Raw genomic sequence first — 14,757 nt, 5'->3', positions numbered from 1 at the left:
TTTAATTTACCTCCTTTGAATATTACCTTTATTAGGAAAATGCAAACCTACTTTAATCAGTACTGAAGGTCCCTTGCCGAACAGTGCTTGGGTTAGCAGGTGGACTACTCGCTTTCCAGGCCCTCCTTCCTCTCAAAACGAAGCTAACGGAAACATTCCCACATTGTGGAGACACAAAAAAAAACGCTTAGAACATAGCGTTCTAAGCGTTTTTGGTGTAGAGAGACTTCTATGATTTTATAGGAACAAACCTGCAATGGTTGCGGATAGTACAGAACCTAACGTTGCTCCGACTAACAATTTAAGACCGAACTTCGATACGGCTGCACCTTTCTTACTGTCAATTCCTTGAACTGTACCAGCAATGATTCCGATTGAGGCAAAGTTCGCAAAGCTTGTTAAGAATACAGAAACGATACCAACCGTTTTGTCAGAAAGATCTTTAATCATATCTGTCAGCTGAAGCATAGCTACGAATTCGTTTGTGATAATCTTTGTACCCATTAAGCTACCTGCTGTAATAAGTTCATCTGATGGAATCCCCATTAAGAAGGCAATAGGTGCAAGGATATACCCAAGAATTTGTTCTAATGTTACGCCTGAGAAGACGCTTGAGATCAAGAAGTTTGCAAAGTCCAGGGATGCGGTAAAGGCTACTAACATCGCTGCTACGATTAGAGCAATCTTACCCCCATCTAAAGCTCCGTTCCCCATTGCCTCGAAGAAGCTATTTGCATTTGACACTTCTTTTATGTCAACATGGTCTTCTTCTTTCGATACTTTTACTGGTGCTATTAATGATCCAAGGATAAGAGCACTAAACATGTTTAACGGAATGGCTACAAGGACAAATTGTTCAGGTAGCATTTCAAGATAGGCACCTACAATGGATGCAGATACAGAGCCCATCGCGGAGGCACTTACGATGTATAGTCGGTTGTTTTCTAAGTGGTGAAACTGTGATTTAATCGCTAATAATGCTTCAGATTGTCCAAAGAACATACTGTTTACTGCATTAAATGATTCTACTTTTGGAAGTCCTGTGACTTTAGAAATCGCAGCACCCAAGTATTTAATAATCGTAGGCAAAATCTTAAGATACGTTAAAACAGATAGAAGAACAGCGAAGAAAATAATAATCATAAGAACGTCTAAGAAGAATACGTTTAACGGATTTCCATCTTCCCCAACATTTGCTACGTTCGGCAAGATAAACATAACCCCAGCTCGTCCAGATTGAATAAGCTGATCAAAAGCAGCGGAGATTCCTGTAATAATGATTTTACCAATCTTAGTGTTGAACACAAACCAAGTCGTAAACAATTGTAGAACAAGCATAATTCCGATACCTTTATAATTAATGTTACTTCGGTTATTCGACATTAAAAATCCGATACCGAGAACGACTACAATTGCAAGTAAGCCAAGTAGAATATCCATGGCACTAATGCCTCCCTTTCCCTTTTATATAAATTTAATAGTAATTGATATGACAGCAATGAAAATGCTTTCATTTATACCTTCCTACAGAATCATACCAAGTTGTCAGACGTCTTGCAAATGCAAACATTTCCATATTAACGCTTACAAAGGGAAAAACGTTAATTTCTCGCTATTTTCTCTGAAAAAATTTTTTTACTTCTTATCGTAGTATTGGCCTATTGCATTTGAATCATGTCTGAAAGATGGATTTCTCATAAAAAAAAAGCCAACCCAGAAGGCTGACTTTTTCCCTTTATTTCGTAATAAACTGCTGTGTCCAATAGTTACCATAACTACCGCCTTCAGCATATCCTACCCCAATATACGTAAGATCTTTATCTAAAATATTCTTTCTGTGCCCTGGACTATCCATCCATGCCTGCACAACCTCTTGCGGTGTACGTTGGCCTGCGGCGATATTCTCAGCCGCCTTACGATAAGAGATGTTGAATGACTTCATCATTTCAAAAGGAGAACCATAGGTTGGGGAGTTGTGAGCAAAGTAGCCTTGATCCCTCATATCTCTAGATTTATAACGAGCAACACGAGATAATTGCCAATCACTCTTTAGTGCTGGTAATCCCTGCTTCGCGCGTTCCTTGTTCGTTAAGCGAATAACTTCCTGCTCAACCGACTTAATATCTCCCTTAAGTGGGATCGTCACACGATCACCTGGGTAGATTAAATCCGGATTGCTAAACTGTGGATTGGCACTGATAATTTCCGATAAACCAATTTTATAACGCTGTGAAATTTTCCAAAGGGTATCGCCACTCTTTACGGTATATGTATCCGTACTTTGCGCATGGCCAGCACCTGGTACAATGAGGGCGACTAGCACGATGGCGAATAAAAACGAAAAGATCATTTTCTTCATTTCCTATCTCTCCTTCATGTTGTAATCAACAGTAGTTTGTCTAAAATAAGGAAATTTACTCATGATTTTTCCATAAAACTGTTTTCATATTTACAAGATATTTTGGTATGGTTCTTGACCGTTACGATTTATGGGAGGTTGGGGGAACAGTCACCTCTCATAAAGAATATGGCATATATGGCATGTTTCCGTTACTTCTATCATTGAAGAGGAGGGTTTGGAAACTGCGAGACTCCCGTGGGCTGAAGAGCCAGTCTAGTGCCAGCGTGGAGGACCTAGCGCGATAAGTCATCTTTTTTCCAAAGGCTAAACGCCTTCTCCAAAAAGCTGCCTTATCCGTACGGTCCTAGGCACCACGCTTGCACATTTCAATCTAGGTGAGACCCCGGAGGCCGGCAAAGCCGGTTGAGGAGGCTCACCAGCTCCCCACAGGAAAGCGAGTGGTTTCCAGACCCTCCTTACACTCAACTATAGCAAACGGAAACATTCTCTCACACTAGAGCGTTCAACCATCCCCCCTATCCTTAAATAAACTCATTTAAAGAATAAAAAAATCTACCAAAGAATCTTTGGTAGATTTTGATTAACGGAATGATTTAGGATTGAAGGCGTCTTTAACCCCTTCTCCAATAAAGTTGATCGCTAAGATTGTAAGCACCAAGATAATCGCTGGTGGTACCCAAATCCAAGGCATACTCTGCAGAACTTCCGGTTGTTGAGAGGCTGATAACATGTTCCCCCAACTTGGTACTTCCTGCGGTACACCAAAGCCTAAGTAACTAAGGGCGGATTCTGCTACAATCATCTGAGCAAATGTAATCGTCGCTTGAACGATCACCGTTGTCATAACGTTAGGAAGCAAGTGCTTCATAATAACTTTATTCGGTCTGCCACCAATAGATGTAGCAGCGAGGACATATTCATTCTCTTTTTCAGATAGAATTTTACTCCGAACTAGACGAGCTACCCCGCCCCAACCGAGTAAACTAATAACCCCGATAAGTACTCCGACACCGCCAACTTTTCCAAAAAGGATTGCGTTAAGAACGATAACGAATACTAAGAATGGGAAGTTTAGAACAAAGTCTGTGAAACGCATTAACATACTGTCCACAATACCACCAAAGAAACCAGCTATAGCTCCGACAAGGACACCTAAAGCTAAGATAATAATGGTACAACTAACCCCTACAAATAAGGATACTCTACCTCCGTAAAGCAAGCGGACAAAGACATCTCGTCCACTTGTATCCGTGCCGAACCAGTGGTCAGCCGATGGAGGAAGTTTCATTTCACCAATATTTACACGTGAAATATCAATCGTTGTAATGTAAGGCGCTAAAAGCGAAAGGACTGCTAGAATGAGTAAGTAAATCAAACTAATCATAGCTAGCTTATTCTTCATAAATTTTCGACGGGCCATTGCCCAAGGGGACATACTCTTGGGTGGCTTTGATGTCTGCAGCTGTGAATCTTTATTATGAACGACTTCCATAGCCACACCTCCTAATCAATTCTGATCCTTGGGTCAACGATTCCGTAGAGAATATCAGCAATCAAGTTACCAACTAAAACGATGAACGAGAACATAAGCGTTAACGTCATGAGTGTTGGGTAGTCAGAAGCTTGTACTGACGTCAGGAATAATTGTCCTAAACCTGGATACGTAAAGATTGTTTCTGTAATAAGGGCACCATTTACAAGAGAAACTAGATCAAACCCTAAGAACGTAATTAATGGAATGATGGAGTTTCTTAAGATATGGTGATTGTAAATTCTTGCTTCTGGCGTACCTTTCGCACGTGCCGTACGAACAAAGTCTTTATTACTGTTATCAATAATATCGTTACGCAAGAATTGTGTATAACTCGCCGTTCCCATAGCCCCTAATACTAGTGCCGGTAAGAACGTGTGATAGATCTTACTTAACCACCAGTCTAGTGTACCTTCATCAACGGCTATGTTAACGGAACCGTTAAACGGGAACCAATCTAATTGGAATGAGAAGAAGTAAATCGCAAATACACCTGCGATGTAACTTGGAATTGCCAACATCATATAGTTAAATCCACCGATAAAATGGTCTAACTTCGTGTAAGGCTTTCTTCCTGCAGTCATTCCCATTGCAAAAGCAAATAAGTATGTGATTACAAGTGACAAGATTCCTAAGAACAACGTATTAGGTAATCGCTGAGCGATTAAGTCACTTACTTGGATTTTGTACTTAACAGACTTACCAAAGTCACCTTGAACAAATCCTGTGATCCAATTCCAATATTGAACGTGAATCGGGTCATTGTATCCCAATTTCTCACGCATTTCTTCAATATATTCTGGATCAGTGTTATTCGGATCTATCTCTCCAGAGAAGGGATCTCCTGGCATAGCTAATGCCAGGAAGAACACTACAATGGAGATAAGGAGCAACATCGGTATCATGCCTAATAATCTGCGAAGCGTGTACTTTAACATGGACATTCCCCTTATCTGAAGTAAAACTTACATGCTGATTTTAGTTCTGGATGTACCATAGGTGTGGGCTGTTAGAACCTGAAACGTCAAATTCAACACCGCCAACACGCTTGTTAACACCGTAAATTTCTTCTAGCTCAGCAATATAAAGCATAGGTAGCTGCTCGTTAAGAAGTTTTTGCCATTCTACATATTTCTCTTTACGCTTCTCTTGGTCTGTACCAACTTTATCAATGTCTAGAGCGTCGTCTAGAAGTTGATCACTCTCTTCGTTTACCCAACGAGTGTAGTTCCAAAGTTGGTCAGATTTCCAAAGTGCAGATGGGTCTGGATCAGAACCAGTACTCCAGCCACCGAAGAATACTTCGATACCCTCAGCATCTTTTTCAACTTTGTCATAGTAAAGACTTGATTCGATCATTTGTAGTTCAGCTTTTAATCCTACTTCTTCCCAGTACTGAGTAAGTGCTTTTGCACGAGACTCAAATGTAGGGTTTGTAGAAGCATAGTGTGCTAGGTTAATAACAAACTCATCACCATTTGGATCTTCACGGAATCCATCATCATTTACATCTTTGTAGCCAGCTTCATCAAGAAGGCTCTTCGCTTTTTCAGTATCATAAGCATAATCATTTAATTCGCTTTGATCAGCAGCAATCCAGTGGTTTGTTGGTACTGGAGCATTTACTTTAGAACCATAACCACTAAAGAATGCTTCAATCCACTCGTCACGGTTAATTGCATGATACATAGCTTTACGTAGTTTTAAGTCTGCATACTTATCGTTCTTCTCAACAACTTCTTTCTTTTCGTTGTCGAATTTACCGAATTTGAATCCAAGGTAGTAATAAGAAAGACCTGGATATGTTCTAAGATCAACGTTTTCCATTTCTTCTACTTGTTTACCAAGAGTTGGGTGTACAGGAACCATGTCCACGTCACCATTTTCTAGTGCACCAATTACAGATTTACTATCGATAACTTTAACGATAACTTTGTCTAGTTTAGGAGCACCTTTCCAATAATCTTCATTTGCTTCATATTGATAAGATTCACCAGGAACAACTTTTGTAAGTTTAAATGGTCCAGTACCCATCATGCCTTGACGCATTTTATCGCTATCTTGCATGTCAGCTACTTCTACGCCTTCCCAGTAGCTGCGGTTCATTGGGTAAGACCAAACGTTAAGTAAGTTGTTTACACGAGCTTTGTCGAATGTAACTTTAACTTCATAATCACTAACCACTTCGATACCAGAAATGCTATCAGCGTCACCACTGTGGTAAGCTTCAGCACCTTCGATCGTTTGAACGTTTGCATAACGAGGACCTGTGTAATCAGGATCAGCAAGTGTTTCAAGAGCGAATACCCAGTCTTCAACTGTTAGTTCATCGCCATTGTGCCATTTAACGCCTTCTTCAAACGTAAATGTGAACACTTTGTTATCTTCTGTACTCCAGTCAGCCAAGTTAGGCTCGATCTGTAAGTTTTCATCGTATTCAAATAGTGGATCAATACCAAATTGAATAACTTCAAAGTCGGTAGCACTTCCGTAGAAGTTCGGGCTTAAGATCCCTTCTGGTTCACTATCGATTGCATAATTAAGTGTTCCACCTTCTTGTGGTTCACCGCTTGCATCTTCTCCGCTATCCCCTTCAGAATCTGTGTTTTCTGAAGTATCTTCTGTGTCATCTCCACTGTCATCTGAGTCACCGTTAGCGTCACTGTTACATGCTGCTAAGAATAATGTCAGCATTAACATTAGTGACATTAGCCAATAAAAATTTCTTCTATTCTTCATAAGAAAAATGAACCCCCCTGATATTTTTTGAATGATTATTCATAAAGAAGACATGCGACGTGCTGGCCTGGTTTCACCTCCTTTAATTGAGGTTTAACCTTAGAACATTCATCCATCGCTTTTGGACATCTCGTATGGAATGGACATCCAGATGGTGGATTTTCCGGACTAGGCACGTCCCCTTCAAGGACAATGCGTTCACGCTTCTCCCCTACTTTAGATGCATCTGGCACCGCTGAGATCAGAGCTTGCGTGTAAGGATGTAAAGGATCTGCATAAATAGAACTCTTATTCGCTACTTCCATGATATTACCTAGATACATAACACCAATGCGATCACTCATATGTTTTACAACACTTAAGTCGTGTGCAATGAACAGATAGGTTAAATCAAATTCGTCTTGCAGCTCATTTAATAGATTTAACACCTGTGACTGTACGGACACATCAAGGGCCGATACAGGTTCATCCGCTATAATAAGCTTCGGCTTAAGGGCAAGCGCCCTTGCAATACCAATACGCTGACGCTGTCCTCCTGAGAACTCGTGCGCGTATTTGTAATAAGCCTCCTCTGGTAAACCTACCCGTGTTAAGAGATCCATTACTTCAGCTTTAAGTTCTGAACCTTTACGTTTATTGTAGTAGTTCTTAATCGGTTCGCTTATGATATCTCCGACCATTTGCATAGGGTTTAGAGAGGCGTATGGGTCCTGGAACACCATTTGAATATCCTGACGAATATCACGCAGACGCTTTCCAGTTAGCTTTGTAATATCTTCGCCATTAAATAGAACTTCTCCACTTGTTGGATCTAGTAATCTCAAGATGGAGCGACCCGTAGTTGATTTCCCACAACCGGATTCTCCTACAAGTCCTAGCGTTTCTCCCTTTTTGATATCAAAAGTAACGCCATCTACCGCTTTAACAGCTCCGATTGTTCGTTTGAAGAAGCCCCCCTTTACCGGGAAATGCATCTTCAAATCATTTACCTCTAGCAATTTTTCGGTTTGAGATTTGTTTAATTCGGTTATACTCATCGTAACACCTCTTCTTCAGGTCTACTTGTTTCATAGAGTAGGCATGCTACTTCATGACCCTCTTCGTTTTTCGCTAATTTAGGTGTAACGGTTGAACATTCTTTCATCGCTTTTGGACACCGGTTCGCAAATCGACACCCTACTTCTGGCATCTTTGTTAATGAAGGTACAATTCCATCAATCGTAGCTAGCATATCTTGTTCTTCCTCTAACCGAGGGATCGCACCCATTAGCAATTCCGTATACGGATGCTTCGGAGAATTAAATAGGCGCTGCACATCTGTACGCTCTACGATTCTACCTGCATACATAACAATAACCTCATCACAAGTCTCGGATACAACGCCAAGATCATGCGTGATAAATATAATCGCCATATCGTTTTTCTTCTGAATGTCTTGCAGAAGTTCAAGAATTTGAGCTTGTACCGTTACGTCAAGTGCAGTGGTTGGCTCGTCCGCAATAAGTAACTTTGGCTGACAAGCAATAGCCATTGCGATCATGACACGTTGTCTCATCCCGCCTGATAGCTGGTGAGGATATTCATCAACGATTCGGTCCGCTCTTGAGATCCCTACAGCTGATAAGAGCTGCACAACTTTTTCTCTTGCTTCTTTTTTAGACAATTTAAAATGGTTATGCAGTACTTCCTCTAACTGATAACCAATCGTAAACACCGGGTTTAGGGAAGTCATTGGCTCTTGGAAGATCATCGAAATATCTTTACCCCGAATTTTATTCATTTCTTTATCATCTAAACCTTCTAAATGTCTACCTTCAAAAAGAATCTCTCCATTTCGGATTTTTCCGATCCCTTTTGGTAACAAATTCATTACGGATAATGACATGACACTTTTTCCACAACCGGACTCTCCTACAACACCGACGATTTTACCTTTTTCGACATTAAAAGAAACACCGTCCACCGCATTGTGGTCTTTACCCTCAATACTAAAGGCCGTCTCTAAGCCCTTTACTTGTAGTAAAGGTTCGTGGTTTACATTTGATTGTGAGTTATTCATTAGGACACCTCAGATTTAAGATTTACAAATGTATTAGAATTAATAATTTTCTGATTTTTTACTATAGTAAACTATTTATTGGCAGATCGTCAATGGTTTATTAACAATTTATTGTAATAAGTACGAAATTTTTTAAAGATTTGTAATGATTTTGAAATAATTGACGCTAAATTATCACAATAAATAATCTTTTCGAACTATTAAACTAAAAGGAACATATGATTTTATGTCGAAACTTAAGAAATAGCACTCAAACATAAGGAGGATAATGATGAAACAAGAACCCACACAATTACATAATTCAGAAGACTTTCATAAGAAAATGGCCGTAGATCTATTTAATTACGTCTGGACCTTTCTAGATCTCGAAAGTAGAACTTCCGAACAAGAACAAACCATGATTCATGCTGCTCATGCTTCAAGGTATCATTGGGAACAAATTGGAAAGCCTGTTAATAGAGTACGTGGGGACTGGCAGATTTCGAGAGTGTACGCCGTTTGCGAGCGTAGTGAGCCTTCCCTATACCATGCTAAGAAATGCTTAGAAGTATGTTTAGAAGAACAGATTGGAGATTTCGATTTAGCTTTTGCCTATGAAGCGATGGCAAGAGCGTATAAAATAACAGGTTCTAAAACTCAGTATGAAGAGTATAAAAAACTGGCTCTTCAGGCTTGTGAAGATATTCAAAATGAAAAAGACCGTGACCTCGTTCTAGGTGATCTTTCCTCCATATGACAAAAAGGCATAAACGTTGTTTATGCCTTTTTTAGTTAATGACACCGTGACCAGAAAGATCTACTTTTGTGTTCACATTAAAAACAATTTCCGGATATACTTCACTCCATTTTAGGTCTTCCCATGTATCATGGTGAAAGGCATGAACACGCCTTCCTATTCCTAAGTAGTCACTATTCGCCTCTTGAGTTTTCTTAAGAACCTCTTGCATCTCCTTCGTGAGAATTTCACTAAACTTTCCCTCTAGCTTTTTTACTTCCTGGTCATTTAAAATAATCGGCAATGTTTTCTCTACAATAGTTGCCTTAAGCTTTAAAGAAAGATCTACTTTTATTTGTTCAGGATGATCTGCTGTAATCTGAACCTTCCTCTTAACTCCTCCTACTTCTATAGACATATAGTTTTTCAAAGGCTCATTCTTATAGTCAGCTACCTTTCGGTTAATTGTAGCTGATCGCCTTAACTGATCATCTAATAGAAGAAGAAGAAGGGATTCATCTGTATTAAGCGTAACTCCGGAATATTTCTGGCCACTAAATAAGGCCATACCAACGTAATTGATGAGCGCTGCATCCTGGTCCACTTCTAACGCTGAGAGCGCGAAATCTTCACCATCTTCTAAGAGTTCTGCGCAAATAAGCTGCAAATTTTCACTAGGGGCTTCTGTATTCATCATTTGACTATCCAAAATTCCATTTATATAGCCACTAATGCGGGGCTCCTGATTCACCCTTAAGCGAAGTGCATCTTCAGCTGTTCCCTTTACCATCGCCAGTTTCGCATTCAAATTATTCTTGGGATCTCGATACAATACATCCAGAATGGGAAAGATGTCTTGTTTGGCCAGCTCCTCCCCTAACAGGAAAACCCTTGCCTTTGAAGCATCAAAAGACCTTGAAATGCGATGGTCTACATTTTTTTTACCATCCCTTGTCGAATAGGCTTCACTTGTAATCACCTGGATGAATTCTTGTCCTGGACCTTCTAACCCTTTCTCAACAGTAGGGATAACAACTGTATTACGAATCAACCTCTCTTGCCCGGCGTCAAACCCTGCCGCAAGCACAAGCTTTACATTTTTAAATTGCCTTTGGTCCCAGCATCCTGTTAACAGAAAGAGAGTAATAAGGATTATAAGTCCTTTATGGCTTCTGTTCATAACCCTGCCCCCCTGCATTACTTTTCTTTTTAAAAAGGAGACTTATAATCAATAAAAATATCGGAAGCCCCACCCCAAACCACATACCGACGAATGAAACATAGTCATCTAGCGAGTTCAACCATGATTCGTCTTTAGGAGTAAAGTAGGTTATACAAAATAAAACTCCTCCGATACCTAAGACTGCACGCTCGTAGGAGATTTTCGAAAAAACTTGCGTGACTCCTTTACTTGCTAATAGCAAATAACTACATAAGGTGGTGGCCACTGACACAATCCAAATGGATATAAAGAACATATCAATTCTAGATATGATCGGTAACTCCACAGCTTTCAGCATATAAAGAACCGGTTCACTCACATACTTCATTTCCTCCGTGCCAAAGTAGATAAAAGAAAGAAAAACGGTAAGGAAATAAAAAAATACGACAAATCCATTCGCTAAGGAAATGGTACCCAGTTTCTGTTTCGGTGTCCCCTTCGTATACGGAAACAAAAGAAGCACAATTAAGTATCCAAGCATCGATAACGAGGATTGATACACTCCCTTCAAAATAGAAGGAAGCCCAGATTCACCTATTGGTAACATATAGACCCACTGGCCATCTTTCGCCGCATACAAAAGGAGTACAACCAATATGGGTAATAGCAATGACACAAATACATACAATCGTGCCATCACCTTTATCTTTCCGGAAACAAGATAAATTCCTAATGCGATAAACATAAGACTAATAATCCAATAAGGGGTTTTGGGTAAGAGCCACGTCCGAATCATTTCGTCAAATAACAAAAGAATGACCCCTGCTACTGCTAGAGAATAAAGAATCAGGAGAAAATTTAGAAACCCGCCAAAGAATTTCCCAACAATAGACGGGATATATTCAAATAGATGTTGTTGTGGAAACCTTCTAGCCAGCGCCCACATTAAAATAAGTACAAGCTGTATAATGACACCACTGATTAAGAGAGAGATCCAACCGTCTTGTTTTGCAACCTGATGAAGGTTATAAGGAAGGGTTAAGACTCCGACTCCGATTAAGGTTTGTATAATGAAGAAGAAGTACTGTCTTCTTGTAATCATTTCATTTTCTACTGCGGCCATTCTTCTTCCACTCCCTCGATGCTTCTCCTGTGTCACTCTTAACAGGCTGCGCATCCTTCGGTCTGTTGCTCATCATAAATAACGGAAGCCGTATGAATGTATCTTTTAAATCTTTTACTCTCAACGGAGCTAGAGGTGCAAAATATGCGCTACCGAAGGATTCAAGACGGCATAAATGAATTAATAAACCAAAGAACCCAAAGACAATACCTAAGAACCCAAAGGTTGAGGCTAATAAAATCAATGGAAACGTTAAAAGGCGTAAAGCTGTACTTAGTTCGTTCGAAGGCACTACGAAAGAAGCAATAGCTGTAAGAGCTACGACAATTACCATCAAATTTGAGACGAGCCCAGCCTTTACAACGGCATCCCCAATGACCAAACCACCTACAATACCAATCGTTTGGCCCACGGGACTTGGTAATCTGATCCCAGCTTCACGTATAAGCTCGATAATGACGACCATAACTAACGCTTCAATAATAGGGGGATAAGCTATATTGTTAATTGCACTTTTTATTGGGATGACGAGCGTATCTGGGATAACCTCAAAGTGAAAACCTACCACGGCAATGTAGAATGCCGGTAAACCAATCGCAATTAAAAAACTCATTAATCTTATGAGTCTTAAAAATGTCCCTGAAATCCAACGACTGTTATAATCATCCGGGGTTTGATAAAACGTAAAGAACGTAACAGGGAACACAAGACAAGTAGAGCTACCTTCCGAGAGTAAAATAACTCGTCCTTCTAAGACATTCGCCGCTCCCCTGTCAGGACGTTCCGTATTGAGCATTTGAGGGAATGGTGATAGCGAATTATCTTCTACCATTTCTTCAATGTAACCTGGACTGATAATCGTATCTGCAGATATGTGTTTGATTCGATCCTCAATTTTCTTTACAACATCAGGGTTTACTAATCCATCCATGTACATAATAGCTAAGTTTGTATTGGTCTTTTTTCCAACACGAAAATACTTAACGGTTAAATCCCGATGCTGAATTCTTTTTCGAATCAAATTAATATTGATCATCACACTCTCCACTAAGCCCTCATGGGAGCCGCGGAGAACTTTTTCTGTATCAGGCTCAGACATATCTCTATTATTCGACATCGTTACAACAAACACGGAAACTTCTTGATTACCCTCTTGAATATAGACCGCACATCCACTAAGAAGCGCAAAAATGGCATCGTTTAAATCTGTCGTTTTTCTTTGGTTTTGCAGCTGGCCTATTGTTCGATCTGGATAATTAGATAATGGAATGAATATTTTATTTTGAATTTGTTCCTGATCGACCAACGATTCAAAGTAGAGGAGGGCTTGGCGGTTGTCATCCATGTGTGTGACTTTTAAATCATGAGAGTGATGCAGTTCTGCACTAATATAATCAATATTATCTTTAAGCGAACGACTGCTCTCTTTTGTCGGACTATCCTGTTCTTTCACCACTCCGCTTTGATTCTGATCAGAAGCTCGTTTAGGCCTCAGCCAGTTTCTGACTCGCATGCCATCCCTCCTCTAAAACGAGTTGTTTATTTATGTAGTGTCTTCTACCATCACCTTCCTATACATTCCTTGTATAGATTTTTAGATCATAGGCTCACAAGTTCAAGTAATCATCAGACATACCCTCCCCATCCAGTTCCTATAATTAAAAAGAAAACACCCGAGCTCCTTTATAAGGAACTCGGGTGTTTCTTTAGACCAATACTTCTTCGTCTTCTTCTTTGAAGAAATGCTTCATCGCATAAAACACGTCAGCTTTTCTTCTTAGAACAAAGTGCCTGAAACGTTCATCTTCAATTTTCTTATAGGCGGACATAAGGGTTGAGTGCCTGTTGTACTGGTTTACTTCCCCGTATCCAAACATACTCGATACATCCATCAATTGTTCAACGAGCTGTAGGCAACGCTTGTTATCAGAGGTTAAGTTATCCCCATCTGAGAAGTGGAACGGATAGATATTGTAACGCTCTGGGCTATATTTAGAATCGATTAATTCAAGTGCCTTTTTATAAGCTGATGAACAGATGGTTCCTCCACTTTCACCTTTTGAAAAAAAGTCATCTTCTGAGACGACTTTGGCTTCTGTGTGGTGAGCAATAAATTCAATTTCCACTGTTTCGTATTTTGTTTTCAAGAAGCGCGACATCCAGAAGAAGAAACTTCGGGCCATATACTTCTCCCACATTCCCATTGATCCTGAGGTGTCCATCATAGCTAACACAACAGCTTTTGATTCAGGTTTCACTACCTCATTCCATGTTTTGTATCGAATATCTTCTGGATAGATCGGATTGAACGTTGCGTCTCCTCCCATCGCATTTCTCTTAAAGGCTTCTAGCATCGTACGCTTCTTGTCGATATTTCCTTGAAGTCCTGTTTTCCTAATGTCATTAAAATTAATATCTGTCGTAATGATATTATCTTTCTCTTTTTCCTGTAAGTTCGGTAAGGCCAACTGATTGAATAAAGCTTCTTCTAACTCGGCAATTGAAATTTCAGCTTCATAGAAATCCTCTCCAGGTTGATCTCCTGGCTTCTCCCCTTTTCCTTGCGCTTGTTGCGGGGAGCCATCTCTCGCAATCACATCTCCGACTTGGCTGTCGCCTTCTCCTTGGCCTACATGTTTGTTCTTATCGTGGTTATAGCGAATCTTATATTCATCCAACGACCGAATCGGAATCTTCACAACATCTTTCCCATTTGACATCACAATATTTTCTTCAGAAATCAGGTCCGGGAGTTGATTCTTGAGCGCATCCTGAACTTTTTCCTGGTGGCGCTGCTGATCATCATACCCTTTTCTATGGAGGGACCAGTTCTCTTCAGAAATTACAAAATTTTTCGAACGACTCATCCTTACCCCTCCTCCATTTTGTTTACTCTATCATATGCAGAAGTTGTCATTTTGATTAAAAATTCTGAAAACTTATTTTAAAAACTTGTCACTTTCCGCATATGACGGTTTAAGCTCTACCGTTCTGTCCATGACAAAAATTTTAATACCAGAAAGCTGACCGTCCCTCACCTAACGTTTTATGTCTTTCATCTTATGA

Annotated in this window: 12 protein-coding genes; 1 reads left to right on the top strand and 11 read right to left on the bottom strand. The window is 40.0% G+C overall.

All coding sequences use genetic code 11. From position 1 onward, the window contains the following. Positions 1-237 precede the first annotated feature (237 nt). The 7 genes from QNI29_RS03790 to QNI29_RS03760 all read right to left on the bottom strand — a co-directional run bounded on the left by QNI29_RS03790 (position 238) and on the right by QNI29_RS03760 (position 8,691). Positions 238-1,440: a NupC/NupG family nucleoside CNT transporter gene (locus QNI29_RS03790; protein ID WP_231418554.1), complete on the bottom strand. Its 1,203-nt coding sequence runs from the start codon at positions 1,438-1,440 to the stop codon at positions 238-240. Positions 1,441-1,735: 295 nt separating this feature from the next. Further along, complete coding sequence (gene safA / locus QNI29_RS03785) at positions 1,736-2,359, bottom strand: SafA/ExsA family spore coat assembly protein (protein WP_231418553.1); 624 nt, start codon at positions 2,357-2,359, stop codon at positions 1,736-1,738. 583 nt (positions 2,360-2,942) lie between these two features. Then, a complete protein-coding gene (gene opp4C / locus QNI29_RS03780; RefSeq protein WP_231418552.1) occupies positions 2,943-3,854 on the bottom strand; it encodes an oligopeptide ABC transporter permease in 912 nt (303 codons plus the stop codon). Positions 3,855-3,865: 11 nt separating this feature from the next. Beyond that, on the bottom strand, positions 3,866-4,831 hold the full coding sequence (gene opp4B / locus QNI29_RS03775) for an oligopeptide ABC transporter permease (RefSeq protein WP_231418551.1): 966 nt from the start codon (positions 4,829-4,831) through the stop codon (positions 3,866-3,868). A gap of 40 nt (positions 4,832-4,871) precedes the next feature. Further along, positions 4,872-6,602 (bottom strand): oligopeptide ABC transporter substrate-binding protein, encoded by a 1,731-nt coding sequence (gene opp4A, locus QNI29_RS03770; protein WP_231418550.1) that lies wholly within the window; start codon positions 6,600-6,602, stop codon positions 4,872-4,874. A 65-nt stretch (positions 6,603-6,667) separates the two neighbouring features. Then, positions 6,668-7,669 carry an ABC transporter ATP-binding protein gene (locus QNI29_RS03765; protein ID WP_231418549.1) on the bottom strand — a complete coding sequence of 334 codons (1,002 nt, stop codon included), beginning with the start codon at positions 7,667-7,669 and terminating at the stop codon, positions 6,668-6,670. After that, positions 7,666-8,691, bottom strand: coding sequence for an ABC transporter ATP-binding protein (locus QNI29_RS03760; protein ID WP_231418548.1), 1,026 nt, complete (start codon positions 8,689-8,691; stop codon positions 7,666-7,668). Before QNI29_RS03760 ends, QNI29_RS03765 begins: the two co-directional genes overlap by 4 nt. Positions 8,692-8,959: 268 nt before the next feature. Here QNI29_RS03760 and QNI29_RS03755 point away from each other — a divergent pair, with 268 nt between their 5' ends. Continuing rightward, positions 8,960-9,427 carry a hypothetical protein gene (locus tag QNI29_RS03755; RefSeq protein WP_231418547.1) on the top strand — a complete coding sequence of 156 codons (468 nt, stop codon included), beginning with the start codon at positions 8,960-8,962 and terminating at the stop codon, positions 9,425-9,427. A gap of 31 nt (positions 9,428-9,458) precedes the next feature. Here QNI29_RS03755 and QNI29_RS03750 read toward each other — a convergent pair whose 3' ends face one another. The 4 genes from QNI29_RS03750 to yhbH form a co-directional block, all read right to left on the bottom strand. Further along, entirely contained in the window at positions 9,459-10,586 is a 1,128-nt protein-coding gene (locus QNI29_RS03750) for a Ger(x)C family spore germination protein (protein WP_231418546.1), read from the bottom strand. Next, complete coding sequence (locus QNI29_RS03745) at positions 10,570-11,691, bottom strand: GerAB/ArcD/ProY family transporter (protein WP_231418545.1); 1,122 nt, start codon at positions 11,689-11,691, stop codon at positions 10,570-10,572. Before QNI29_RS03745 ends, QNI29_RS03750 begins: the two co-directional genes overlap by 17 nt. After that, positions 11,672-13,204: a spore germination protein gene (locus tag QNI29_RS03740; protein WP_231418544.1), complete on the bottom strand. Its 1,533-nt coding sequence runs from the start codon at positions 13,202-13,204 to the stop codon at positions 11,672-11,674. Before QNI29_RS03740 ends, QNI29_RS03745 begins: the two co-directional genes overlap by 20 nt. 193 nt (positions 13,205-13,397) lie before the next feature. Further along, a complete protein-coding gene (gene yhbH / locus QNI29_RS03735; RefSeq protein ID WP_231418543.1) occupies positions 13,398-14,558 on the bottom strand; it encodes a sporulation protein YhbH in 1,161 nt (386 codons plus the stop codon). Positions 14,559-14,757 lie beyond the last annotated feature (199 nt).

This window comes from Pontibacillus chungwhensis (genome assembly GCF_030166655.1).
Classification (GTDB): Bacteria; Bacillota; Bacilli; order Bacillales; family BH030062; genus Pontibacillus.
This window is presented reverse-complemented; position numbering and strand designations above follow the sequence as displayed.